23 protein-coding genes are annotated in these 24,916 nt (G+C 61.6%); 2 read left to right on the top strand and 21 right to left on the bottom strand.

Features of this window, described 5'->3' with window-relative positions; all coding sequences use genetic code 11:
* Positions 1-36: 36 nt before the first annotated feature.
* The 6 genes from pgnE to KHP07_RS21390 form a co-directional block, all read right to left on the bottom strand.
* Entirely contained in the window at positions 37-963 is a 927-nt protein-coding gene (gene pgnE / locus KHP07_RS21415) for a UDP-N-acetylglucosamine epimerase PgnE (protein ID WP_078046573.1), read from the bottom strand.
* The gene (hldE, locus tag KHP07_RS21410) at positions 956-2,380 is read right to left on the bottom strand and encodes a bifunctional D-glycero-beta-D-manno-heptose-7-phosphate kinase/D-glycero-beta-D-manno-heptose 1-phosphate adenylyltransferase HldE (RefSeq protein WP_078046572.1); all 1,425 of its coding nucleotides are present in this window, start codon (positions 2,378-2,380) and stop codon (positions 956-958) included. Before hldE ends, pgnE begins: the two co-directional genes overlap by 8 nt.
* A gap of 103 nt (positions 2,381-2,483) precedes the next feature.
* A complete protein-coding gene (gene cysC / locus KHP07_RS21405; protein WP_214497995.1) occupies positions 2,484-3,092 on the bottom strand; it encodes an adenylyl-sulfate kinase in 609 nt (202 codons plus the stop codon).
* Positions 3,085-3,789 (bottom strand): sulfotransferase family 2 domain-containing protein, encoded by a 705-nt coding sequence (locus KHP07_RS21400; protein ID WP_214497994.1) that lies wholly within the window; start codon positions 3,787-3,789, stop codon positions 3,085-3,087. The genes cysC and KHP07_RS21400 overlap by 8 nt, the downstream gene beginning before the upstream one ends.
* A gap of 154 nt (positions 3,790-3,943) precedes the next feature.
* A complete protein-coding gene (gene msbA / locus KHP07_RS21395) occupies positions 3,944-5,752 on the bottom strand; it encodes a lipid A export permease/ATP-binding protein MsbA (RefSeq protein ID WP_078046569.1) in 1,809 nt (602 codons plus the stop codon).
* A gap of 9 nt (positions 5,753-5,761) precedes the next feature.
* Positions 5,762-6,940: an O-antigen ligase family protein gene (locus KHP07_RS21390; protein WP_214497993.1), complete on the bottom strand. Its 1,179-nt coding sequence runs from the start codon at positions 6,938-6,940 to the stop codon at positions 5,762-5,764.
* A 148-nt stretch (positions 6,941-7,088) separates the two neighbouring features.
* Between KHP07_RS21390 and KHP07_RS21385 the strand changes: the two genes are divergently transcribed.
* On the top strand, positions 7,089-7,655 hold the full coding sequence (locus tag KHP07_RS21385; RefSeq protein ID WP_178076804.1) for a BUD32 family EKC/KEOPS complex subunit: 567 nt from the start codon (positions 7,089-7,091) through the stop codon (positions 7,653-7,655).
* On the opposite strand, the gene KHP07_RS21380 is transcribed toward KHP07_RS21385, so the two are convergent.
* From KHP07_RS21380 to KHP07_RS21340, 9 genes are all read right to left on the bottom strand, one after another.
* Entirely contained in the window at positions 7,644-8,729 is a 1,086-nt protein-coding gene (locus KHP07_RS21380; RefSeq protein ID WP_214497992.1) for a glycosyltransferase, read from the bottom strand. The two genes, KHP07_RS21385 and KHP07_RS21380, sit on opposite strands and share 12 nt — an antisense overlap.
* Before the next feature lie 47 nt (positions 8,730-8,776).
* Complete coding sequence (locus KHP07_RS21375) at positions 8,777-9,538, bottom strand: hypothetical protein (RefSeq protein ID WP_078046565.1); 762 nt, start codon at positions 9,536-9,538, stop codon at positions 8,777-8,779.
* Positions 9,539-9,589: 51 nt separating this feature from the next.
* Positions 9,590-10,546, bottom strand: a complete 957-nt coding sequence (locus KHP07_RS21370; RefSeq protein WP_078046564.1) for a glycosyltransferase family protein — start codon at positions 10,544-10,546, stop codon at positions 9,590-9,592.
* Positions 10,546-11,955 (bottom strand): PIG-L deacetylase family protein, encoded by a 1,410-nt coding sequence (locus tag KHP07_RS21365; protein WP_214497991.1) that lies wholly within the window; start codon positions 11,953-11,955, stop codon positions 10,546-10,548. Before KHP07_RS21365 ends, KHP07_RS21370 begins: the two co-directional genes overlap by 1 nt.
* Positions 11,952-12,848 carry an antimicrobial resistance protein Mig-14 gene (locus KHP07_RS21360; RefSeq protein WP_078046562.1) on the bottom strand — a complete coding sequence of 299 codons (897 nt, stop codon included), beginning with the start codon at positions 12,846-12,848 and terminating at the stop codon, positions 11,952-11,954. The genes KHP07_RS21365 and KHP07_RS21360 overlap by 4 nt, the downstream gene beginning before the upstream one ends.
* Positions 12,848-13,978, bottom strand: a complete 1,131-nt coding sequence (locus KHP07_RS21355; protein WP_214497990.1) for a glycosyltransferase — start codon at positions 13,976-13,978, stop codon at positions 12,848-12,850. Before KHP07_RS21355 ends, KHP07_RS21360 begins: the two co-directional genes overlap by 1 nt.
* Positions 13,962-15,719, bottom strand: coding sequence for a carbamoyltransferase family protein (locus tag KHP07_RS21350; RefSeq protein ID WP_065900046.1), 1,758 nt, complete (start codon positions 15,717-15,719; stop codon positions 13,962-13,964). Before KHP07_RS21350 ends, KHP07_RS21355 begins: the two co-directional genes overlap by 17 nt.
* Positions 15,720-15,861: 142 nt before the next feature.
* Positions 15,862-16,191: a YceK/YidQ family lipoprotein gene (locus tag KHP07_RS21345; protein ID WP_410896866.1), complete on the bottom strand. Its 330-nt coding sequence runs from the start codon at positions 16,189-16,191 to the stop codon at positions 15,862-15,864.
* A gap of 98 nt (positions 16,192-16,289) precedes the next feature.
* Positions 16,290-16,625 carry a YceK/YidQ family lipoprotein gene (locus tag KHP07_RS21340; RefSeq protein ID WP_214497989.1) on the bottom strand — a complete coding sequence of 112 codons (336 nt, stop codon included), beginning with the start codon at positions 16,623-16,625 and terminating at the stop codon, positions 16,290-16,292.
* Positions 16,626-16,798: 173 nt separating this feature from the next.
* Here KHP07_RS21340 and KHP07_RS21335 point away from each other — a divergent pair, with 173 nt between their 5' ends.
* Positions 16,799-18,886, top strand: coding sequence for a TonB-dependent receptor family protein (locus tag KHP07_RS21335; protein WP_214497988.1), 2,088 nt, complete (start codon positions 16,799-16,801; stop codon positions 18,884-18,886).
* Positions 18,887-19,004: 118 nt separating this feature from the next.
* Here the strand turns inward: KHP07_RS21335 and KHP07_RS21330 are convergent, their stop codons facing one another.
* From KHP07_RS21330 to waaC, 6 genes are read right to left on the bottom strand one after another with little or no spacing between them, the layout of a single operon-like run.
* Positions 19,005-20,444, bottom strand: coding sequence for a lipopolysaccharide kinase InaA family protein (locus KHP07_RS21330; RefSeq protein ID WP_214497987.1), 1,440 nt, complete (start codon positions 20,442-20,444; stop codon positions 19,005-19,007).
* The gene (locus tag KHP07_RS21325; protein ID WP_078046556.1) at positions 20,444-21,196 is read right to left on the bottom strand and encodes a lipopolysaccharide kinase InaA family protein; all 753 of its coding nucleotides are present in this window, start codon (positions 21,194-21,196) and stop codon (positions 20,444-20,446) included. Before KHP07_RS21325 ends, KHP07_RS21330 begins: the two co-directional genes overlap by 1 nt.
* A complete protein-coding gene (locus KHP07_RS21320) occupies positions 21,193-21,927 on the bottom strand; it encodes a lipopolysaccharide kinase InaA family protein (RefSeq protein WP_099492867.1) in 735 nt (244 codons plus the stop codon). Before KHP07_RS21320 ends, KHP07_RS21325 begins: the two co-directional genes overlap by 4 nt.
* Complete coding sequence (rfaP, locus tag KHP07_RS21315; RefSeq protein ID WP_078046554.1) at positions 21,927-22,733, bottom strand: lipopolysaccharide core heptose(I) kinase RfaP; 807 nt, start codon at positions 22,731-22,733, stop codon at positions 21,927-21,929. The genes KHP07_RS21320 and rfaP overlap by 1 nt, the downstream gene beginning before the upstream one ends.
* On the bottom strand, positions 22,730-23,854 hold the full coding sequence (locus tag KHP07_RS21310) for a glycosyltransferase family 4 protein (protein ID WP_078046553.1): 1,125 nt from the start codon (positions 23,852-23,854) through the stop codon (positions 22,730-22,732). Before KHP07_RS21310 ends, rfaP begins: the two co-directional genes overlap by 4 nt.
* On the bottom strand, positions 23,854-24,915 hold the full coding sequence (gene waaC / locus KHP07_RS21305) for a lipopolysaccharide heptosyltransferase I (protein WP_099492868.1): 1,062 nt from the start codon (positions 24,913-24,915) through the stop codon (positions 23,854-23,856). The genes KHP07_RS21310 and waaC overlap by 1 nt, the downstream gene beginning before the upstream one ends.
* Between the last annotated feature and the right edge of the window lies 1 nt (position 24,916).

Here is a 24,916-nt window from a genome sequence, read left to right as displayed (position 1 = left end):
CACCTGTAGGAGCCGGCTTGCCGGCTCCTACGGGGGTCAGATGTTGAGCAGGCGTGCCAGGCCAACCTTCAGGGGGGTGGGCTCGGGCAGCGTAAAGCTTGCCAGCAAGCGCTGGTTATTCGCCCGCGAATGCCGGATATCCCCAGAGCGTGCGGGCCCGTAAGTCACGGCCGGCAACTTGCCGACGATTTCTTCCAGGGCTTGCAGCACGTCCTTGAGCGTCGTGGTGCGGTTCCAGCCGACATTGATTGCGCCAAGCGGCGCAGCCGGCGCTTCGATGGCCTGCACCAGCACGTCCACCAGGTCCTCCACGTACATGAAGTCACGGGTTTGCTCGCCATCGCCGAACACGGCAATCGGCACGCCCTGCTGCACGCGCTCGCTGAAGATACTGATCACACCGGAGTACGGCGATGACGGGTCCTGGCGTGGCCCGAAGATATTGAAGAAACGGAAGATCACCGGCTCCAGGCCATGCTGGCGACGGTAAAAGTCGAAGTAGTGCTCGCTGGCCAATTTGTCGGACGCATAGGGCGTCAACGGCGCCTTGGTGGTCTCTTCGTCAATCGAAGCGCCTTCGCCATTGTTGCCATAGACCGCGGCACTGGAGGCATACACCACACGTTTGACGCCGGCCTTGCGCATGGCTTCGCAGACATTCAGGGTGCCGACGAAATTGCTCTGGTGCGTGCTGACCGGGTCATCCACCGACGCCTGCACCGAAGCCACTGCCGCCAGGTGCACCACCGCCGTTGCGCCGACGGCAGCACGGGCTACCAGGTCGGCATCGGCCACATCACCTTCCAGCAGTTCGACGCGCGGGTTGTCCAACGGCAGGTTGCTGCGCTTGCCTGTGGACAGGTTATCCAGCACCCGCACACCGTAGCCTTTGGCGAGCAGCGCATCGACCAGGTGCGAGCCGATAAAACCCGCACCGCCGGTGATCAGAACCTGCTTATTCATTGTTTCGGATCTTCTCGACAATGGCGGTGGTCGAGCTGTTCTCGACCAGGCCCAACACCTTGACCTTGCCGCCGTAGGCGCTGACGATATCCGCCCCCACGACTTGGTCCACGGAGTAGTCGCCACCCTTGACCAGCACGTCCGGCTTGACCTGGGCCAGCAGGTTTTCCGGGGTCGCTTCAGGGAAGCTGATCACCCAGTCCACCGCGCCCAGGCCAGCCAGCACGGCCATGCGACGGTCGACACTGTTGATCGGGCGGCCAGGGCCTTTCAGGCGGCTCACCGACGCATCGTCGTTGACCGCGACGATCAGGCGATCGCCTTGGGCGCGCGCCTGCTCCAGGTAAGTCACGTGACCGGCGTGGAGGATGTCGAAGCAACCGTTGGTGAACACAATGCTTTCGTTGTGAGCGCGAGCATCGTCAATAGCCAGCAGCAGTTGCTCGATGGTCAGCACACCACGCTCCGAGCCTTCGGAGCGTTGGATAGCGCGGCGCAATTCAGGCGCGCTGATGGCGGCAGTACCCAACTTGCCCACCACGATGCCCGCCGCCAGATTGGCCAGGGCCACGGCGTGGGGCAGTTCTTCACCCGCCGCAATCGAGGCGGCCAGGGTGGAAATCACGGTGTCACCGGCGCCCGTGACGTCGAACACTTCACGGGCCCGTGCCGGCAGGTGCATCGCCGGGTGGCCGGGACGCAGCAGGGTCATGCCGTGCTCGCCACGGGTCACCAGCAAGGCGCCCAGGTCGAGGTCGGCCATCAGTGCCGCACCCTTGGTCACCAGGTCGTGCTCATCGACGCAACCGCCGACGATGGCTTCGAACTCGCTGAGATTAGGCGTGATCAGGCTGGCTCCGCGATAAATCGAGAAATCCTTGCCCTTGGGATCGGCCAATACCGGGATGCCCTTGGCCTTGGCGGCCTGGATCAGTGCCTGGTGGTTCCTCAAGGCGCCTTTGCCGTAGTCGGACAACACCAGCACCTTGATGCCTTCGAGCAGCTCGTCGACCTGACCGCTCAGGGCCAGGGCGTCGGTGGCGAAGGGTTCTTCGAAATCGATACGCAGCAATTGCTGGTGACGGCTCATCACCCGCAGCTTGACGATGGTCGGCTGGTGGGCGATGCGCTGGAACAGCGCGCGCACGCCGGCACCGCGCAGGCTGTTGGCCAGGCTGTCGGCGGCTTCGTCGTCGCCGGTCACGCCGACCAGGGAGGCCGGGGCGCCGAGCGCGGCAATATTGAGGGCAACGTTGGCAGCGCCACCTGGACGGTCTTCGATTTGCTCGACCTTGACGACCGGTACCGGCGCCTCAGGGGAAATCCGTGAGGTACCGCCATGCCAGTAACGGTCGAGCATGACATCGCCGACCACCAAGACAGGGGCTTGATCGAATCGCGGCATGGACAACTTCATGGAGCAACCCACATACAAAATGAACAGGGGCGCGATATTAGCACAGGGTGAGCGCCGCCTAGTTCGAGAGCTTTATCCGGGATGCATCACGGGGGTTTTCTGGTTATTTTTTAAACAGTATCGCCAGGATATGCTGCACCGCGTCGGCCAACTCGACCTCATCGGTGTTAATTTCGCAGTCAGCCGCCTCCGGTGCCTGATAAGGGCTGTCCAGCCCGGTGAAGGCTTTGATGCGCCCTTCCAACGCTGCGCGGTACAAGCCTTTGGGGTCTCGCCGTGCACACACATCGAATGGTGTGCTGATGTAGACCTCGAAGAACTGCCCTGGCCCGAACAACGCCTTGGCGCTCGCCCGGTCGGCGCTGAACGGGGAAATCGCCGAGACGATCACGATCAATCCTGCGTCCACCATCAGCCGCGCCACTTCGCCGATACGCCGGATGTTTTCCTTGCGCGCCGCGTCGCTCATGCCCAAGTCATTGCACAAACCGGTGCGCAAATTATCGCCGTCGAGCACGAAGGTATGTCGCCCCTGCTCGTTGAGCTGTACTTCCAGGGCGTTGGCCAGGGTCGACTTGCCGGAGCCGGATAACCCGGTCAGCCACAGGCAGCAGGGCTGCTGATGCTTGAGCGCCGCCCGCGCGGCCACCGACAACGACAAGGCGAACGGACGGATGGAGGCAGAACCACGTGAGAGCGACTGACTATTCATACCCCAGGACCTCGTAGTCACGTTGATAGGCGCGCCGGACCAAGCGGCGCGTACGCAGGCTGCAGAACTCCCTGACCGGCTCATTGCGCCGCCCGAGTGAAACGTTGAGATGGGGCAGCGACAAGGTCACGCCGAGGCGTTCGCACAACTGCTGGAAGTCTTGCTCCAGGGATTCCTGGCGCCCTAGAAAGTCCATGGCCATGCGGCCCATGTGATCGGTCAGGAAATCGGTCTGGGGTGCAAAGTGCAACTGGCGGCGCAGGTTGTCCGGGTGCAGCCAGTTGCCAACGAAATCATCGAAGTCCCGGTAGCTGCTGACGAGTGCCTGAGCCTGCAGGTCGCGCACGCCCATGTGGTTACTGCGCAGGTAGGTGTAGGCCGAATAGGCGCGCTCCAACGGATCACGCACAAAGGCGAACTTGAAACTGCGCGCGCAGTGTTCAGGGAATTGCTGCTGGTACCAGTAGTACGGCAGATGCCCCGGCCAGCGCCCATCGAGCAGCGCCGAGCAGACACTGCTGCCTGCGCATTTGGGCACATGAATGAACACGCAGTTGTGTTGTTCGAAAGCGCGCGGAAGGGTGGTCACCCCAGACAGGGATTTATTCACCGCCTGGCGATCCACCACCGACAAACGCCCCAGCAAAAACACCCGCTGGGGCTTGGGAAGCAGTTTCCAGAACAGACGTTGCAACATTCCATTACCCACGCAAGAAGGTTAGCCCTCTCGTTCGTCAATCGAATCGAGAAGGCCAACATAACAAACGATAGGCAGCGAATTATTTGGCTTTGGTCAAGCCTGTAAGGGGCCAGATACAAACACCGGGGCGCATTGCGCGCCCCGGTCTACATCAGGTGATGTTGGCCGTGACCGGTTCATCCAGGCCCATGGCGTGCAGGCGCGAGTAATACCCGCCCATGGCCAGCAGTTCCACATGTGTACCACGCTCGACAATTTCACCGTGGTCCATCACCAGGATCATGTCGGCTTTCTCGATGGTGGACAGTCGGTGCGCGATCACCAGGGTGGTGCGGCCCTTCATGACCTTGTCCAGCGCGGCCTGAATGTGGCGTTCGGACTCGGTGTCGAGTGCCGAGGTCGCTTCGTCCAGGATCAGCAGCGGGGCGTTTTTCAGCAGCGCGCGGGCGATGGCCAAGCGCTGACGCTGGCCGCCGGACAGCAGCACGCCGTTTTCACCGACTTCAGTGTCCAGGCCTTTGGGCAGCTCGGCGATGAAGTCCATGGCATAGGCATCGGTGGCGGCTTTTTCGATGTCCGCACGCGGTGCTCCCGCCAGGTCGCCGTAGGCGATGTTATTGGCCACGGTGTCGTTGAACAGGGTGACGTGCTGGGTGACCTGGGCCACGTGCCGGCGCAGGTTGCGCAGGCGGTAGTCTTCGATCTCGACCTCGTCCAGCAGGATTTCCCCGGTTTCGTGGTGGTAGAAACGCGGGATCAGGCTGGCCAATGTCGACTTGCCACTGCCCGAGCGCCCGACCAGGGCAATCATTTGCCCAGGCTCTGCGGTGAAGCTGATGTTCTTCAGCACTTCGCGCTCGGCACCCGGGTAGGTGAAGCTGAGGTTACGCACGTCCAGGCGGCCGCTGACGCGATCACGCTCCACAGTGCCGCCGTCGACTTCCGGCTCTTCGTCCAACTGTTCGAAGATGCTTTCTGCACCGGCAACGCCCTTCTGGATCGTCGAGCTGACTTCCGACAACTGGCGGATCGGCTTGGGCAGCAAGCCCGCTGCGGTGATGTAGGCCACCAAGTCACCGGCCGTGGCGTCGCCGCGCAGCAGCAGGACCAAAAACATCAGTGCGGCCATGGCGGTGTAGATCACCAGTTGCAGCATCGGCGTGTAGACCGCGCCGGTCTTGTTCATGCGCAGCTGTTTGTCAGTGTTGCCCTGGCTGGCCGCGGCAAAACGGCGTTCTTCGTAGCTTTCGCCGCCGAAGCTGCGCACCACGCGGTAGCCCTGGATGGTTTCCGAGGCCACGTGGGTGACGTCGCCCATTGCCACCTGGATCTTCTTGCTCTGCTTGCGGAATTTCTTGCTGGTGCTGCCAACCATGATCGCAATCAGCGGCAGGATCGCCAGCATCACCAGGGTCAGCTTCCAGTTCATCCACAACAGGTAGCCGAACAGGAATACCACGGTCAGGCCTTCGCGGATCACTACTTTGATCGCGTCCGTGGCGGCGCCGGTGACCATGGTCACGTTGAAGGTGATGCGGGAAATCAGGTGCCCGGAGTTATGCGTGTCGAAATAACGGTTGGGCAGCACCAACAGCTTGTTGAACAACTGGACCCGCAGGTCATGCACCAGGCCCAGGGAAACCTTGGCCAGGTAGTAGTTGCCCAGGAACGAACCGAGGCCCTGCCACGCGGCGATCAGAATGATCAGCAGCGGCACGGCCATCAGCAGTTTCAGGTCCTTGAACAACGGGATCTTGGGCAGGAACACCACGTCGGGATTGCTCAAGCCGTCCACGAAGTACTTGAGGATCCCGGCGAGCATCGGCTGGGTGGAAGCAAAAATCACGAAGCCCACGATACTCAGCATGAACATGCCGATGTACGGTTTCACATAGCCCAGCAGCCGGAAATAGATTTTCAGGCTGGATTCCTGGTCCGCTTTTGGCGGTGCGTCACTCATGTGTCGAGCTCACTGATTGGGTAGGACGCGAACTTTATCACATGCTTCGGGGTTGGCCCGAGCCCAGACCAAGACACTGGCCAGCGCGATCGGCAGCCACGAGATAAACCACTCGGCCCGTGGGGTGCCCGTCAGGCTGGCCGCGTCGAACTGCATGGCCAGGAACGAAAACACCCACATACCGATGATGCCCTTGCCGTAAAGCGTGTCGCGGGCTTTCCAGGCTTGCCACAACACACCGAACCAGAGCCCGCACCACAGCAACAGGCCGGGCAGGCCCAGTTCAATGGCGACGTGGGAGAACAGGTTGTGGGCGTGGTCGAAATACACGCCGTCAGCCAGTACTTTATAGTCCCCGCCCAACCCCAGTCCGGTCCACGGGTGTTCGGCAATCATCTGCATGGCCGACATAAATATCTGAGGCCGATAAGAGACCCCGCGAGCCAGCATCAGTGATTGCATGGCGAAGAACACCGCCAGCGCCGCCAACACTGCGCCGGCTGCGATCACGGTAGTACGTCGGTCACGGCACCACGCCGGCATCGCCACCACCGTCAACAGCAACGCCAGCGCCGCGCCACGGCTTTGGCTCAGCACCACAAAAAGCCCGAGCAACCCGATGGACAGCACCCACGCCACTTGCATCCCGCGCCCACGGGGCAGCCAGTGCAGCAACCAGACCGCGGCCAGGCCAATCACATAGGCGCCCAGAATCGGGTGGGACAATTGCCCCAAGCCCTCAAGACGCGCATACCAGGCATTATGCTCAAGGCCGTAGAACTTGATGATAGCGACCAGTGATGACAAGCCCAGCCCGAAACCACCCCACTGCATCACGCGAATGACGCGCTCGGTTTGCCCGCAGGCAAACACCGGGAAGAACAGCAGGAACATACCTATATACAGAAGGCGCTTGGCCTCGCGCGAAGGGTCTTCGGTGTTGGTCCACAGCAAACTGATCGCCCCCCAGGCCGCCAATGCGGCAATCATCAGGCATATCCAGCGCTGCTCACGCCAGACGTCCTTGAGCCGTTCACGCGCCGACCAGGCAAACACCACGGCCGGCAACCACAGAAACAGGGTCAGGCCTTGTTGATAAATCTTGTTGGTGGGTGCAAAGGCAATCGCCAGCAAAAACCACAGTAAACCGAAAATCATCCATACCTGCGCCCAACGACTTGCTTGCATCACCCGCTCCTGAATACGTCCAACCCGCCAACCCGGCATGGTTAAAACCCAAAACTTTCGGCATTATTGCCGATCACTGTGCCCGCGACTCCCACAAGGCTTTCCGACGATGCAATGTTCAAGGCTTCCCCAAGCCGATTTAACCGCGATGATTGAAGGCGCCAAGATCCTCGAAAAGGACAGCTACGGCCCCAAAGTCTACCTGTTGGCAGACGGGAACATCCTTAAACTGTTTCGCCGTAAACGTCTGTTTTCGTCGGCACTGTTTCGTCCTTACTCCAAACGTTTCATCGACAACGTGGCGCAACTGCAACAGCGCGGCATCCCCACCTTGACCGTGCTTGCGTTCTATCAGTTGGCTACGCCGGGCATGACCGCGGTGTTGTATCGCCCACTGCCAGGGGAAACACTGCGCCAGATTTCCAACAAGGAAGGCTTTGACTGGCAATCCAACCTCGACCCGCTGGTGGCCCTCATTCGCCGCCTGCACGGTGCTGGCATCTACTTTCGCTCCCTGCACCTGGGCAATATTGTTGTCACGCCTGACAATGAAATGGGGCTGATCGATGTGGCCGATATGCGTTTTCTGCGCGCCCCGCTCAACCCTGAACTCGCACGGCGCAACTTGCAGCATTTCGCACGTTATATTGCGCGCGAGAAGCTGAACGAACGCTTTCCAATGCAAGCGCTGGAGCAGGCGCTGCTAGCGGCATGAAAACAGGCGCTGGGAGGTTTCACTGAAATCCTTCCAAGCCTGCTCTGGCGCCAGCGCCCGCGATTGAGCCTCCAGCACTTCCCCTGACGAGGCCGCGAATGCCCGCTCCATCAGGTGCGCCCAAGCCTGCACATCGTCTGATGGGGCATACCAGCCGGCATCCGCCAACTGCTCACGGAACACCGCCAACTCACTGGTCAGTACCGGTACACCGGCCATCACCGCCTCTTGTAGGATCAACCCCAGCCCCTCTTCCGTCGACGGGATGGCCACCCAGTCAAACGCCCGGTACAGGGTCGCGGCTTCCGGAAGGTGACCTGGCAACGAGACCTTGCCCTGCAAACCCAACTCTTGGATACGCGTCTCAAGGGTAGACCTGGCCGGACCCTCGCCAATAATCACCAGGCGCGCCTGCGGCTGTTGGGCCGACACACCGGCAAACGCCTCAAGCAAACAGCCAAATCCCTTGCCGTCCACCAACCGACCGACGGCGCCCAGCACCGGCGAGTCTCCCAGGGGCAGGCCCAGACGCGACCGAGCCTGCTCCCTGGAAAGCGCGGCAGCACGAAATGCTACCGGGTCAAAAGCGCTGCGCAGCACCGCAACGGGCCGTTGCAGGTAGTGTTCAAGGGAGTGGGCCAGGGTTTGCGAGACGGCAGCGAGGGTCAAGTGTGATGCCGGAAATTGGTCGAGCAGCTTGCGGTCGGCCTTTCGCAAGCGCGTTGCCCCATGAAAGACAACCACGGCCCGCACCTGCGGCGTACGCTTGAGCACCGGCAACATCACCCGGGCAACGCCCACCCCATCCAGCAATACAATTTCCACATCCTCGGGCAGCGCTTTGTGAAAACGCGCGCGCATCAGGGGCGCCAGCAGCTTCCAAAGATGCCGCCCCTTGAGTTGGGCGGAAGACAGGTTCCACTCGCGAACCGGCTCACCCGGCTGCGCGCCGCCTTGCAGCAGCCAGGTGTTGATCGGCGCATGGCAAATGGCATGGGACAGTATCTGTTGATGAACCTTCTGCACCGAAGCGAATGCAGAACCACCGGCCCACATGATGTTGAGGATACTCATCAGTAAAAATGACCTTTTGCGGCGTTAGGTTGGCTTGTCGTACGCAACTAATGGATCAACCAGCCGATACCCAGTCCCAGTATCAGCATGGCCGCCAACTTAATCCGCTCTCGCCGCTTGCGTCGCGCCTTGGTCAGGCGTTCTTCTGCCGTTGCCACATGCAGACCGAAACCGGTATGCAACACCGCATCACCCTCCAGGGTCACGGCGCCCAGGTTCAGCTGCGCGTAACGCTTGGAAAGCCCCTTCTCACCCTCGAACCCGGCATAGGGCGCGCACAGCCGATATTCCTTTATGCGTCGCAACCCCGGGTTCAGTGAAAACCCCTGCCACTCAGGCTTGTCGGACAGCAGGGGATAACACGGCACCCCTCCAATCACTTCACGCGGCCCCAAATGGATATAGGGACTGTGCACCTGCAAGTCGTAAACGTAGTTGCGCAACCACACCTGCAAAATATCGGGTCGCTGCTCCAGTACCGTCTTGGAGTCCTCGACAAAGCCGGGTCGATAAAACGCCCAGTCATCCTCGCAATGGAAAATGTAGGGGGTCTTGACCGACTCGTAGGCCAGGTCGATAGATGCCAACTGCCCAAGCTTCGGGCGATTGATCAAGAAAGTGCAATGACTGTGCCAGTGCTCTGGAACCGCAAGGCGCACGGCATCATCGCCGGAGTCTTCGGTGATGAAGACTTCGCGTATGTCCGCCGTATTGAACAGATCGAAGCTCGCGAGCGTGCGCTTCAACAAATCGAAGCGACCGCAACTGGTCACTACGAGCGTTATGTCGCTTTGATCGGAGAATTGCATTCAAGCCTCGATAATATCATATAGCCATCACTTATGGCCATTTGGCCGACATTAAACGCCCAGCTTCGAGCGCAACCTTTCCAACAGACTCAGTGGAGCACGCGGCCGCAAGGGCGGTTCAAGCACTTCGACAATCCGCTGGCCGATACGAGCAAAGCTGAACTGACTGACAGCCAGCTCCTGCCCACAGCGTGCAATGTCGGCCGCCAACTGCGGGTTCGACCGTAACACGGCGAGTTTTTCCTGCAACTGCGGGATGTCCTTGTAGAACACCACATTGACCATGTCTACGAAACCGAGGGCCGCATTTTCCTCAGCGCCCTGATCGAACGCCAGCAACACGCAACCACAGGCCATGGCCTCGAAGTTCTTGATCATGTACTCGCCCATGCCCACATCGGCACTGACGAAGAAACGAATCCGGTTGAGTGTGGCGCAGTATTCCTCGCCGGATTTGGTGCGCGTAACCACCAAAGGCTCAACCTGTGCCAACTCATCAAGCAGTGCCTTGCGGCCACTGTAGGCCACGCTATTGGTACTGCCGACAAACGCCAGCTCGATATCACGTACACGCTCCTGCGGCTGCAGCAGCGCCTGATCGTAGCCCTTGGGCACAAACACTGCGTCAAAACCTTCGGCACGCAGGCGTTCGGTCACCATATAGCCGGAGCTGATCACCCGCGCCCACGGCAGGCGGCGGTAATGCGCGCTGAACTTGCCGGTGTACTTGCAGGGAATATAGTTCTGGTAGGCGTCGTGCTCGAGGATCACCAGGTTCGGGATCGTACGAATAAACCCGGCCTGGCGGATCTCCTGCTTGAAACGCAGGAAGAACACGATGCGGTCGTAACGGTTCACATCGACTTCGCGCCGGAAGTAACCACGCAGGTTGCGCTGCTCATCACTGCTCAACCAGCGGATGTCACACTCGCAATGCTCGGCCACGCCTTCGTACAAGCGATCCAGAATGGCGCGCTGCTCTTTCTGCACCAGAAACAAGACTTTCATTACTTATCCTTTCCCAAACGCCAGAACAACTCATGCCGTCGTACGGCCTTGCGGAAAAATTCGTTCTCGCCGTAGGGTGATTGCGCACGGCCTGCCAACACGCGCTGCAGCCAGCGCCGCACACGGCGCTTGAACGGTGGCGCAGGTTGCAGATCATGCATCATGCCCAGTGCCATCGCCTTGTCGCGCTGTTGCTCCAACGACAATGACAGGCTGCACGGCGTCAATTCCAGCCCATCATCGAACTGCGGCGGCAACGCAATGCCGGCGCCGGCATCGCCCATGGGCCAGCGGTCGTTGTCATGCAGGTGGTTGGCGTAGCCCAGTAAGGTCGTCGGTTGCCATTCCAGCCCTTGCAGGGCTTCGATTACCGCCTGCTGCGCGCAGATGTGATCGGGGTGCGGGTCGATAACCGGATGGGGCAACACGATCACTTCGGGACGTGCGGTGAGCAGCAATTGGCGCAGGTCGGCCAGCAGGTTGTTCCAAGTGGGCAGGCCATCCACGTCAGCCGGCAGCGGAAACGGGTTGAACTGGCGGAACAGGCGGATATCGGAGAGGTTCGCTTCGCGTGAGGCCACCGGTTGATCCGGCGTCGCGCGCATCGCGGGCAATTGCAGGCAGAAGTAACCGAGCTGCACGCAATGCGCTTCGGGCACCCCGGCCCAGCGGGGCACGGCGATGCTGTCCCAGGCGCGCAGGCGCCCCTTGAGGCGCGAGGCTTCGGCCGGGGCCAAGCCCATGTGCCGATAGTGTTCTGCTTCAATCTCACCGGCGGTGAGGGTCACGATCCAGGGTTTGTCGGCCTGGCTGTACAGACCAAACGCGGCCAACTCGGCATCGTCGGCGTGAGGGGCGATTACCATCACCCGTTGTGCCGCATAATCCGCAGTGGCCCACTGCCATAGCCGGGGCGCGCCCAGCAGTCGGCAAAAGCGCCCGCGCAAACGCAACTCGCCGGCCACCAGGGCGGGCGCCAAACCACTGAGATTGAGATAACGAACGCCGTTCACGCCACGTTCGAACACCTGTCGATCGGGACTTGTTCCGCCCGATAGTTCAATGGCCGGGTCCAAAAAGCGCCCCAGCCAACTGCTCTTGACGCGGATGGCCAACACCAACGTCGCATCAGCCTCCAGGGCCGAATCAACCAGCAGGCGCCCGCCCTCCAAGCGAACCGCTCCCACCTCGGCATCTGCCGAAAAGCGGTATTGATAGTCTTCGTTGGGGGCATAAAACAGGTGGTCGGCAAACCACGCCTCGTGGGCAACCCAGGCCAGTACGCCGAGCACAAACGGCAGCCACCAGGCCACCCAGATACCGATCACCACCAGCAGCATCAAGCCAATCAACAGGCCAATGCGCTTGTTGCGTCGGTGGCGCTTGAGCAATTGCTGTTTGCGGCTCATACGCTCAGCACCGGTACGGGGTTGCACCACCGGTCCTTGTACTCCCGGTCGGCGCGACCGAAGGAGAAGCGCAGCGGCTTGCCGGCCTCGCGCGCCTGTTCCCAGGCACTCTGGGTGTTCAAGAAACTCAGCACACTGCCTGGGCTGAACGCGCGGGTTTCAGGGTCCACGCCACCGTTGACGTACTCCACGCTGATCCACTCGGGCGACTCAACCCGGTACACCAGTTGGACGGCAATCGGCGCATCGTTGAGAAAAATCACCGAGCCTATCAGCCACTCGCGCAACAGCTCGATCACTTGCGCCATACGCTCAGCTCCCGTGGCGACAAAACCCCAGCGACGCAGGAACAAATCGCAGTAGATCGCCGCCAGTTCCTCGCTGGAAAATTCACTCACCGGCCGCACGACGCCCCCCGCCTCTTCCAGCAAACGCAGTTCACGGCGTTGGTTGTAGCGGAATTTCTTCGACAGCTCTTCCGGTGTACGCGCCATGGCCAGTTGCTCAGCCTGGGGCTTGAGGCCACTGAAACGGCCTTCGTTCAACACCGACAGGTAGCGTGCACGCTGGCGCAGCGGCGCCTTGGCATCGGCAGCAGCCGGCAGGATCAGCTCGGCGTTGCCCAGGTCGAACAAGCCTTTTTTGCCGCGTTGCTTGAGCACATCCTTGGACAGGGCCAGGTCTCGTCCCCAGGTCGCGATGCATGCCTGAAGCTCGCCACCCTGCTCCCAGGCCAGGTAACGCACCGGGATCTCGGCGAGCCCCGCCAGGCGCTCGATCACCTGCGGGTGGGTGGCGACGCTGCCACCAAAACGCTGCCAGGCGTCGTTGTAGGCAGGCGCATCCACGACGGACCAGCCCCGCTCGCGCCAGCCTTGGAATCGATTGAGCATCAAGCCCCCGCGGTCAGTTCAATAACGTGCGGCAGTTGCCAAAAGGTGTCGCGTACCGCCTGATCCGAAAAGCGCGCATGCAGGCGCTCCAGCATCATCTCGGCACACTGCCGTTGCTGGTGCTGATCCATCGCGGCCAGGTGTCGCAACCCTTGGGCCAGGTGTTCGGCATCGCCCAAGGGAAACAGGATACCCACGCCCTCGACCACTTCCTTCGCCCCACCACATGCCGTGGCCAGCAACGGCACGCCAGCGGCCATGGCCTCCAGCAGCACCATGCCGAACGGCTCGTGGTCGGAACTCAACGCAAACACATCGAACGCGCGGAAATACCGACGCGCATCCGGTACCTGGCCAAGAAACAATACCTTGTCGGCAATCCCCAATTCACGGGCCAGTTCCTTGAGGTCCTGTTCCAGGCGGCCGGTGCCGAGGATCGCCAATCGGCTGTGCTCCGGCAGGTGCGGCAGCGCCAGGGCAAAGCCCTTGAGCAGCGTGGCTTGGTCCTTGTCCGGGTGTAGGCGGCCGACATTGCCGACCACCCATTCGTCCGGCGACAGCCCCAGGGCATCACGCGCGTCATCCACCGGCACCTGCATGGCTTGCAGCGCGCCGACATCAATGCGGTTGTACAAGGTCTGGATGCGTGCAGCCGGCCAGGCCGGGAGGCAGCGGCGCATGTCGTCACGCACCGCGTCAGACACGCCCAGCAAACTCAGGCGCTTGCGGAATAACCCGGCAAACAGCTTGCGGCTGCGGCGCTGATAATCGCCAAAGGCGTGATGCACACCGATCACCGGCAACCGCGTGGCCAGCAAGGCCACGTAGATAGGCTTGAAACGATGGGCAATGCAAAAACTGAAGTTGCGCAATGCCGCGATCTTGCGCAGCTCGGCAATGGCCGACAGCTTCAGGCCGCGAACGGCCTTGGAGCTGTACGCCATGAACAGCACTTCATCGCTGGCACAACCGGCGGCTACCTCGGGGTCGGCGACCCCGGTAAGGAACACCGTCGTCACCTTGTAGCCAGACCCTGCGAACAAACTGGCGTACTGTCGCGCGCAGTCCAGGAACGGTCCGTCATAGCTATGACAGAACTGCAGGACGTGGCGGTCAGCCGAGCGCGTCATAAGGGTCCACGCCGTCTTTGACGACCAGGATGTCTTCCATGATCAGATACTGCAGGTCGGAGCCGAAGAACATGTTCAGCGCGTCGGTCGGCGAGCAGATCATCGCTTCGCCGCGACGGTTGAGCGAGGTGTTCAGGGACACGCCGTTGCCGGTGAGGACTTCCAGTTCCTTCATCATGTCGTAGTAGCGCGGGTTGTATTCGCGCTTGAGCACCTGGGCACGGGAGGTGCCATCTTCATGGACCACTTCCGGCACGCGGGTTTTCCACTCTTCGGCCACTTCAAAGGTGAAGGTCATGAACGGCGCCGGGTGGTCGACCTTGATCATCTGCGGAGCCACGGTGTCGAGCATCGACGGGCAGAAAGGCCTCCAGCGCTCGCGGAACTTGATCTGGTGGTTGATACGGTCAGCCACGCCAGTGGCGCTCGGGCAACCGATGATCGAACGACCGCCCAGGGCACGCGGACCAAACTCCATGCGGCCCTGGAACCAGGCCACCGGGTTGCCGTCGACCATGATCTTGGCGATGCGCTGGGGCATGTTTTCGATCTTGCGCCAGTTCGGCTTGCTCTCGTGTCTGGCGCACGCGGCAATCACGTCTTCGTTGCTGTAGGACGGGCCGAGGTAGACGTGTTCCATCTTCTCGACCGGTACACCACGGGCGTGGGACACATAGGCCGCCGCCCCCACGGCAGTGCCGGCATCGCCGGACGCGGGCTGCACGAACAGCTCCTTCACGTCGTCACGGGCGATGATTTTCTGGTTCAGCTTGACGTTCAGCGCGCAACCGCCGGCGAAGGCCAGCTTGCCGGTGTCTTTCAGGATGTCGCCCAGGTAGTGGTCGATCATCTGCAGGGCCAGCTTCTCGAACAGTGCCTGCATACTGGCGGCGTAATGGATGTACGGCTCGTCGGCGATATCGCCTTCGCGCTTCGGCCCCAGCCACTCGATCAGTTTTGGCGAGAAGTAGAACCCCTTGCCCTTTTCTTTATAACGGCGCAGGCCGATGACGTTGGCGTAGTCGGTGTTGATCACCAGCTCGCCGTTCTCAAACGAGGCCAGACGCGAGAAATCGTACTTGCTGGCATCGCCATACGGCGCCATGCCCATGACCTTGAACTCACCGTCGAGCATCTCGAAACCGAGGAACTCGGTGATCGCGCCGTACAGGCCGCCCAGGGAGTCCGGGTCGTAGAATTCCTTGATCTTGTGGATCTTGCCGTTCTCGCCGTAGCCGAAGAACGTGGTGGCGTACTCGCCTTTACCGTCGATGCCGAGGATCGCGGTTTTCTCCTGGAAGCCGGAGCAGTGGTAGGCACTGGACGCGTGGGCCAGGTGGTGCTCCACCGGCTCGATCTTGATTTTCTTCGGGTCGAAGCCCAGTTGTTCCAGGCACCAGACGATCTTGTTGCGATAACGCTTGTAGCGACGGTTGCCCATCAGGATCGCGTCGAGGGCGCGGTCCGGGGCATACCAGTAACGCTTGGCGTAGTGCCAGCGGGCCTCGCCGAACAGGCTGATCGGGGCGAACGGGATCGCCACCACGTCAACGTCGGAAGGCTTGATGCCGGCCTGTTCCAGGCAGAACTTCGCCGATTCGTAGGGCATGCGGTTCTTTGCATGTTTGTCGCGTACGAAGCGCTCTTCTTCGGCGGCCGCGATCAGCTTGCCGTCGATATACAAGGCTGCGGAAGGATCATGGCTAAGGGCGCCGGACAGGCCAAGAATCGTCAATGCCACAGGGGTCTAGCCTCTTTTAGTCTGCATGCAGGCGGGTTGCGCCTGAAAAAAGTGTGCCTCCTGCCTGGGCAGGAAACAGCTAAAGGGCGGGATTATAGCTTAAAAGCAGGGCAAAGCTGTTAGCGGCAAACGGCGAGCGGAACTAGCGGAAGATCTCAATGCTGCCGTCCTTGTTCTGTCGGTAGATCGTGTAGGGCAGCACCAGTGTGTCCAGTACGCCGGAGGCAACGAACTCGATGGCGACGATCGGGAGGGCGTTGCCCGCATGGTCCGTCAGCGTTTGGTCCTTCAGGCTTTTTCCAGCCCTGGGCTCGCCATTGAGCGTACAAAAGCCGTAGATCATGCCGCTGTAGATACGCGGTACGCTTTCGCAATGGCTACGGGAGTCCTTGAGGTTCTGGCTGGTTACAACGTCCGGGCGAAACACGGTGTTGATTGTGCCGCAACCGGAAACCAGCAGCAGGGCAGACATGAACATGGCCTTGCAACTACGACTCACAGCTAACTCCTACTATCCCAAAGACTTAAAGCGCCGCGACTTACGTCATGTTTACACTGTTCAGGCACTCGTCAGGAGCGGCCTGGCCGCCAATAAATGCCTATGTTGCCATCGGCAGTCTGCCGGTAGATCGTATAGGGCAGCACGACGGTATCAGCAACGCTTGAGGCGGTGATGTCCACCAGCACCCACGGCACAAGCACGCCCGTGAAGTCCGGCGGCGCGTTCAGAAGGCAGAAGCCGAATGCAGCGCCGCTGTAGACGCGAGGTATGGCCTGGCAATAGGTCTTTTGCTTGCGCAGTTCACGGGTAGCGGCCATATCATCACTTAATACCGTATTCAACGTTCCACAGCCGCTCAATACAACGCATGCGGTGCTCATTGCAGCAGTCATTTTCAACGTCATGCACAGCCCTCCGAGTGGTCTGCGATGCTAGCAGCGCCATGTTGGGTAACCCCAGCCCCCGACACCGATGCCCCCTGTGGGAAATATCCGAAATGGAAAAAACTGCCCGAACCACTAAACTCGCGCTCTTTTGCGCGTTTACGTCCTATGCGCCATAGATTTTGGCTGACCCCATGAAAACCCTCACTCGCTTCACCCTGCTGCTGCCCGGCCTTTTCGCCTTGAGCGATGCTGCCCGCGCCGAGGACGCACCACTGGTGCTCGACCCCAGCGTGGTCACCGGCTCGCGCAACGCCAGCCCGACGTTCGACCTGCCCTACTCGGTGGACGGCATCAGCCGGGAGCAGATCAGCGATGGCCAACTGGGCATCAATGCCTCCGAGGCGCTGGCCCGCGTGCCGGGTCTGGTGGTGCAGAACCGCCAGAACTACGCCCAAGACCTACAGATTTCTTCCCGCGGCTTCGGCGCCCGCTCGGCCTTTGGTGTGCGCGGTCTCAAATTGATTGCCGACGGCATCCCTGCGAGCACCCCGGACGGCCAAGGCCAGGCTGCCACCTTCAACCTCGACACCGCCGAGCGCATCGAAGTGCTGCGCGGTCCTGCGGCCACCTTGTATGGCAGCAATGCTGGCGGCGTGATCCAGATGTTCTCCCGCGACGGCGAAGGCCCGCCGCGCATTGGCGCCGAAACCCTGGTGGGCAGCGACGGCTTGAACAAGAACCACCTGACCGCCGAGGGCGCAGCGAATGGCGCAGGCTTCGTGCTCGACGCCTCGCGCATGGACACCAACGGCTACCGCGACCACAGCAGCGCGCGCCGCGACCAAACCTTTGCCAAGCTCAACGTGCAGCCGGATGACGACAGCAAGCTGGCACTGATCTACAGCAGCCTGGAGCAAAACGGCACGCAGGATCCGCTGGGGCAGACGTGGGCGGCGTACAAGGCCGATCCGCGCTCGGTAAGCGCCAATGCACTGACGTACAACACGCGAAAAAGTATCGACCATCAGCAATTGGGGATGAATTACGAACGTTACATCGGTGATGCGACGTTGCAGGTGAATGCGTATACAGGGCGGCGGAGTGTGATTCAGTACCTGTCGATCCCCAGAGGCACCCCGGCCAACGAACGCGGCGGCGGCGTGGTGCAATTCGACCGCAAGTTCTACGGCGGCAGCGTGCGCTGGATGCAGCCCATCGAAAGTGCACCGGGCGAGCTGATGATCATCACCGGCCTGGACTTCGACCAGAGCGAGGACAGTCGCCACGGTTACCAGAACTACAGTGGCAACACCCTCGGCGTGAAAGGCCAACTACGCCGTGATGAAATCGACACCGCCCGCAGCCTCGACCCCTATATCCAGGCCAACTGGGCCCTCGATCGCTGGACCCTGCAAGCCGGGGTCCGCCACAGCACCATGGAGCTGGACGTCGACGACCAATTCCTCAGCAACGGCGATTCCAGCGGCAACAAGACCTATCAAAAAAACACGCCGTCGATGAGCGTGATGTATGCGTTCACCCCGCAGCTGCATGGTTATGTCAGTGCCGGCAAAGGCTTCGAAACACCGACCCAGGCGGAATTGGCCTACGCACCGGGCAGCATCGAGGGCTTCAACTTCGGTCTCAAGCCTTCCGAAAGCACCCAGTACGAGGTGGGCTTGAAGGCCCAGCTCAACAACACACGCATCAACGCGGCGGTCTTCCAGATAACCACCGAGGATGAACTGGTGGTCTATCAATCCCTGGGCGGTCGCACCAGCTACCAGAATGCCGGTCGCACCCTGCGTCGCGGCTTCGAACTGGGCGTCGAAAGCCAACTCAGCGAACAGTGGACCGCCAACCTCGCCTACACCCGCCTGCAAGCCACCTACGACAGCGACTTCGTCAGCGGCGGCAGCACCGCCGTCGACAAGGGCAATTACCTACCCGGCGTACCGCAAACCACGCTGTTCGCCGAGCTCAACTGGAAACCCCGCGACTGGGTCAGCACCGCCATCGAAGGCCTGTACCGCAGCAAGGTCTATGTCGAAGACACCAACAGCCAGCGTGCCGCGCCGGCCTACAGCGTCTTCAACTGGCGCGCACGTTTTGAGCAGAAAGTCGAACACTGGACCTTCCACCAGACCCTGCGCCTAGACAACTTGCTCGACCGCCAATACGTCGGCTCGGTGATCGTCGGCGACGGCAATAACCGTTACTACGAAGCCGCTCCTGGCCGCTCGTGGTACGCCGGTGCTGGCGCCGAGTACCAATTCTAAAACCACCACAAGGCTCATGTGGGAGCTGGCTTGCCTGCGAACGCGTTAGTTCAGCAACAAATGCACTAACTGACACACCCTATTCGCGGGCAAGCCCGCTTCCACATTTTGACCGCGATCAGACCTGAGCTGGCAAGCGCTGATCGATGAGTTTGTACAACGCACTCTCCGATGGCCAGTTACGCATGAACCGTGCACGGTCCTTGGCGTACGCCGGGGCGAAGCTGGCGGTGGAGGTGTGTTGGCACATCGCGTCCAGGTCGATGAGGGACCAGCGGTCCTTGTCCCAGAACAGGTTATGCCCCTTGAAGTCGCCATGGCTGATGCGCTCGCGGATCAGTTCGGCGAACAGGTGATCCAGCGCCAGCAGTTCGTTTTCCGGGGCGTCGCCGTTTTCAACGTACGGCGCGAAGCGTTCGATGATGTCCGGGCCAGGCAGGTATTCGGTGATCAGGTACGCGCGGCCGCGCAGCCACAAGAAGCGCTTTTCCAGCACGGCCAGCGGTTTGGGCGTGGCGATGCCGAGGAAGGCCAAGCGGTTGCCTTCGCGCCAGGAATGCCAGGCTCGGCTCGGGCGCCAGAAGCGCTTGAGCCAGTGGGCGAAGCCCTTGATGTTATAGCGCTTGATCACCAACGGCCGACCGGCCACTTCAACCTTGGCCACGCTGGCGGCGCCACCGGTCTTGTACAAATGCCCCTGGTCCAGCAGCGTATCGGCCTGCTCCAGCACGGGCAGCATCGCCGCTTCTTCTTCGCGACGAATCGCGCGCAAGGCGAAGGCGCCTCGCACCACGCTGAACAGCGTGCATTCGCGACCGACCTTGTTCAGGAAGTCCCTGAGACGCCAGGCGCTGACTTTGCGCACCTGTTTCTCCAAGGCTTCCAGCGGCAGGGCGTGCTCGCCATTGGCAAGCAGGTAATAAACCAGCAGCTCTTCGGTGAACGGCGCGAGATTTTTTGGCAATTGGGCGAAAAACACCCCGAGGTTTTCCAACACACGGTTGCGCGACAGCGGCTTGCCCGCCTCTTCGGCGCGGATCCCGGCGCCATCGATCAGGTAAAGCTTGCCTTCCTGACGCAGCAGATTGTCCAGGTGCAGGTCTTCCTGCCAAAGCCCCTTGGTGTGCATCTGCGCAATTGCGCCCAGCGCTTCGGCCAGCACTGCGGTTTGTTCGTCCGCCAACGGCGGCAACCCTTCGACGGCCTGCCAGGCATCCGCCAGGCTTTCGGCGCCCTCGATGAATTCGAACAGCAACCAACCGCCCTCGCCTTCCTGCAAGCCATCGGCCAGCAACAACGGTGTGGTCAGGCCTTGCTCGGCCAGCAAGCGCACGCCGCTGAGTTCACGCTGAAAGTGCCGCGCGGCCTTGCTGCCCACCAGTAACTTGGCCAATACCGGACGGCCGCGCCAGACGCCCGCGCCCACGTACCGCTCGCCCGGCAACACGCGCAACAGGCTCAGCAGTTGCAACTGGCCAGGGCCCGCCGCATCGGCCAGCGTCAGGGTCAGGGGCAAGTCCGGCGTGCGGCCGGCGCTTTTCAGCTCGGACAAACGCATCAACGGTTTTCCTTGTGGCTGCGGCGGGCGGTCAATTTCTGTAGCCAGGTGGCGACCAGCGCGCTGTCTTTGGGTTGGTCGAGGTAGGCGGCCAAGAGCTGGCGCACTTGCTCGTCAGACCACTGCGGTGCCCGGCGCAACAGCGGCTCCAGGTCCTTAACACGATCGCGCCAGCCGAACAGCAGCGGGCGGGTTTTCTCCAGGTCGATCAACTGCGCGGCATAGCCGTCACCGGTGGCCTGCATAAAAATATGCTTGGGGTAAAAACAGCCATGCACCTGGCCGACGCCGTGCAGCCGACGCGCCAGTTGGCCGCAAGCCAACAGGATCGCGCTGTGCTGGGCGTCGCTCAACTGCGACCACTGCTCCAGCAACGAATCCAGGTCATTCCAGCCGTCCAGCGCACGGGTCAGCAGCATCGCGCGGTGCTCGCCGGCGACGTTACGCTCGCCATAGAACGCGGCCTGCAAGGCAGGGATGCCGAGCTTGCGGTAACGGCTGATATTGCGGAATTCGCGGGAGAAACTCGGCTCGCCAAAGGGCCGGTGCAGGCTGCGCGTCAGGTAGTTGCTCTGGCGCTTGAGGTAGTAACCATGGCCGTCGAGTTCGAGGCGAAACACGCTGCTCCAGCCCCCGCGACTGGTATTGGGTTCGTCCACTGCGTCCAATTGCTTGGCCCACAGGGCGTCGAAGGTCGCCAAACCGTTGCGCTCCAGTAGCGCACGGTCTTCAGCCGCCAGGAAATCACTCATTCGCGTCCCTCGAAAAACTTCACCACGTGGCGAATACGCTCTTTATCCGATGCACTCAAGTGCCGGCGCTGACGGTATTGCATGTAGAACCGCAGGCGCTGGGTGGCGGACAGGTGATACTTGGCCACCTTGTCCAGGCAGGCCAGGTCTTTGGTGATGCGGTACTTGAGCCAGAACCCGCGCCAGAAATCGCCGTTGGGGCAGTCGATCAGGTACAGCGTGGACTGATCGTCGATCAGCAGGTTGCGCCACTTCAAGTCGTTATGGGTAAAGCGGTGATCGTGCATGGTGCGCGTGTATTCGGCGAGCTGGCGGCTCACCGCGTCGACCCACTTGGGGTCGCGCAGGCGCGCATCGTGACGCTCGGCCAGCACCGACAGGTCTTCGGTCCTCGGCAGTTCACGCGTGATCATCGCCCCACGGTCGTAGGCCAGGCCCTTGCGCTCCAGGCCCCAGGCGACCACATCCGCCGTGGGAATGCCCCACTTGGCGAAGCGCTTGAGGTTCTGCCATTCGGACTTGACCCGCGGCTTGCCCAGGTAGCGCCGCAGGCCCTTGCCGGCGCCGGTGTAGCGTTTGACGTAATAATTGACCCCGCCACGCTCCACGCGGATCACTTCTGACAGTGGGTCGCGGGTCAGCCGCTCGCCCTGCAGGGCGAACACGGCTTCGAGGCTTCCAAAATCATCCGCCAGGTGGGCGTAAGCAGGTTCCAGGTTCCAACCCGCCATCAGATCGCATCCCCGTAACGTTGCTTGCGCGCATAGAGCTTGTCGGCCTTGCGCTGCATCAGGCTCAACGACGCCGATTGCTCGGCCAGGATCTGGCGAAGCGGCTGGCGGAAGTAGCCCTTGAGGAAGCGCAATTTGTCGCGGCGGGTCAGGCCGATCTCCAGCGCCGAGTAGTACAGCGCGGACAGGTCCTTGTCGCGCCAGCGCAACGGCAGATGGGCGCGCAGTTGCGCGCGGTGCAGGTCGATCACCGACAGCTTGATGTTGTTCGCGTCGATAGGTTTCGACGTATCCAGCAAGAAGTGGCACAGGTAGCAATCGCGATGATTGACGCCACCCCGGTGCATGTCGCCCACCATGCGCGCCAGCTCGGCCGTGAGGGCGTGCCGCAACGCGGGGGCAGGCGGTTGCGTCACCCAGTTGAGGGTTACGTCTTCGAGGCTGAGGGTCGGCGCCAGCTCTTCGGTGATGATGAACGAGTGCTGGTCCGCCGGGTTGCTGCCCTTCTCGCCGAAGGCCACGCCGGTCATCGTCGGCACGCCGAGTTCCTGCAAGCGATGAATCGCCGACCACTCAAGGCCGGCGCCGAGTACCGGCAGCTTGGCGGTGATCAGGTTCTTGAAGATCTCGCCCCAGCCGATGCCACGGTGGATCTTCACGAAATACGGACGGCCATCCACCTCGGTACGCAGGGTGCGACGCGCCGCCAGTTCACGGAATACTTCACCTTGCAGTTTCTCGACTTCGGCAAAGGCATCAAGCCCGGCCCACAAAGTCTTGAACGGTTCGGCAAGAATCAACTTCATCGTTTTGGCTCCGCCAGAATCACATCCGCAGCGTGCTGCGGCATGCTGTAGAGGTCGGCCGTCTCAGCGAAGGCCAAGCCATTGCGGCTCCAGGCCGCGCGCTGTGCAGTGTCGGTGAGCATGTGCGTCAGGTACTGGTTGAGCTGGTTCTGTTCGAACGGCTCATCCAGCACCAGGCCGCTGTCGGCTTCAGCGATGTAATGGGCATACCCACACACGGCCGAGACCAGCACCGGCAACCCGGCCACCAGGGCTTCGAGCAATACGGTGCCGGTGTTTTCGTTGTACGCCGGGTGGATCAACAGGTCGGCGCCCAGCAGGAAACGCGGGATATCACTGCGGCCCTTGAGGAACTGCACGTTGTCCCCCAGGCCCAGCGTCGCGCTTTGCAATTGGAATACTTTGGGGTCGTCCTGGCCGATTACAAACAGGCGCGTGCGTTTTTTCAGCTCCGCCGGCAGCGCGGCCACGGCCTTGAGGCTGCGGTCGACACCCTTGGTCTTGAAGCCCGAGCCAATTTGCACCAGCAGCAGGTCGTCAGCGCCCAGGTTGAATTCCTTGCGGAACCCTTCACGGATTTCGGCGGCATTCGGCGGCGCACGGCGGTCCTGGGCAATGCCCGGTGGCAGCAGGTGGAAGCGTTCCAGCGGCGTGTCGTAATGCTTGATGAACAGCGGCTGCTGCACTTCGGAGATCATCAGGACTTCAGTCTTGGCCTCCTTGGCGAACACCGCGCGCTCGTAATCAGCGAAGTGCTTGTAGCGACCAAAATAGCGGTACAGCGAGTGGCGCAGGTTCTGCGCCTTGTCTTCAAAGCAGCCGTCGGCGGCGTAGTACACATCCAGGCCAGGCATTTTATTGAAGCCGATCAAGCGGTCCACCGGGCGCTTGGCCAGGTCGGCGGCCATCCAGGCACTGAGCTTTTCGTTGCGCCGATGATTGAAGAACGCCTTGACCGGCGCCACCAGCACTTCAAAGCCGGGTGGGATATCGCCTTCCCAGATCAGCGTGTAGACACGAATCTGATGGCCGCGCTGCTGGCACTCCAGGGCGATGCGCATGAAGTCACGCTGCAGGCCACCGAAGGGGAAATATTTGTACAGAACAAAAGCCAGTTGCATCAGTGCAGCTCCTCAGCCAATAACAACGTGCTCAGTCGGCTTGCCACACGCTCAGGGTTCAGGCGCGTGAAGCACAGGGGCGACTCGCGCTTGATGTCGAACCGACGCAGGTCGTCGGCCGTCGGTTGATAGGTACAGTGTTTTTGCAGGCACGGCGCACAGGGGAAGTCGCTGGCCAGGTGAATCTGGCCCTTGCCGTAGGCGCCGGTGAGGCCGGGGTTGGTCGGGCCGAACAGAGAAATGGTCGGCACATCCAACGCGGCAGCCAGGTGGCCGAGACCGGTGTCCACCGCCACACAGGCGCGGGCGCCGGCCAGTACCCGGGCGACACCGGCCAGGTTCAACTTGGGCAGTACTTCGGCGTTTTGCAGGCCCTGGGCCAGGCGTTCGGCGCGGGCTTTTTCGGCGGCGTTGCCCCACGGCAATTTCACGTCCACGCCCAGGCGCCCCATGCGTTCGGCCAGTTCGCGCCAGTAGGCTTCGGGCCAGTGCTTGGTGTCCCAGGTGGTGCCGTGCAGCAGCAGTACAAAGGGTTTCTTGGGCGGCAGGCCGAGCAGTTTTTCGACACTCAGGCCGTAATCGCCCAGGCCCTTGGGCAGGTCGTAACCCAGCGCCACGGCAAACAGCTGGCGCAGGCGCTCCACCGCGTGTTGCCCACGGGCCACGGCCAGGCGCCGGGAATAGAAGCGCGCAGCGATGGGCTCTCGGGCCGAGTTCTTGTCGAACCCCGCCACCGGCGCCCGCACATAGCGGGTCAACCAGGCGCTTTTGAGCAGGCCCTGGGCGTCGATCACCAAGTCGTATTTGGTCGACTGGATGCGCTGCTTGAAACGCCGCCATTCGCCACTCTTGATGGTCTGCCAGAGGTTCTTGCGCCAGCGGCGGATCGCTACCGGGATCACCTTGTCGACCGCCGGGTGCCAGGTGGGGATCTCGGCGAAGCCCTCTTCCACCACCCAGTCGAATTGAATGCCGGGGATCGCCCGCGCGGCATCGGTCAGTGCCGGCAAGGCATGGATCACGTCGCCCAGGGATGAGGTCTTGATTACCAGTACGCGCAAA

The sequence above is a fragment of the Pseudomonas sp. VS40 genome (assembly GCF_018587885.1).
GTDB lineage: Bacteria > Pseudomonadota > Gammaproteobacteria > Pseudomonadales > Pseudomonadaceae > Aquipseudomonas > Aquipseudomonas pergaminensis.
The sequence above is the reverse complement of the archived record's forward strand: the minus strand, read 5'-3'. Positions and strand labels throughout refer to the sequence as shown.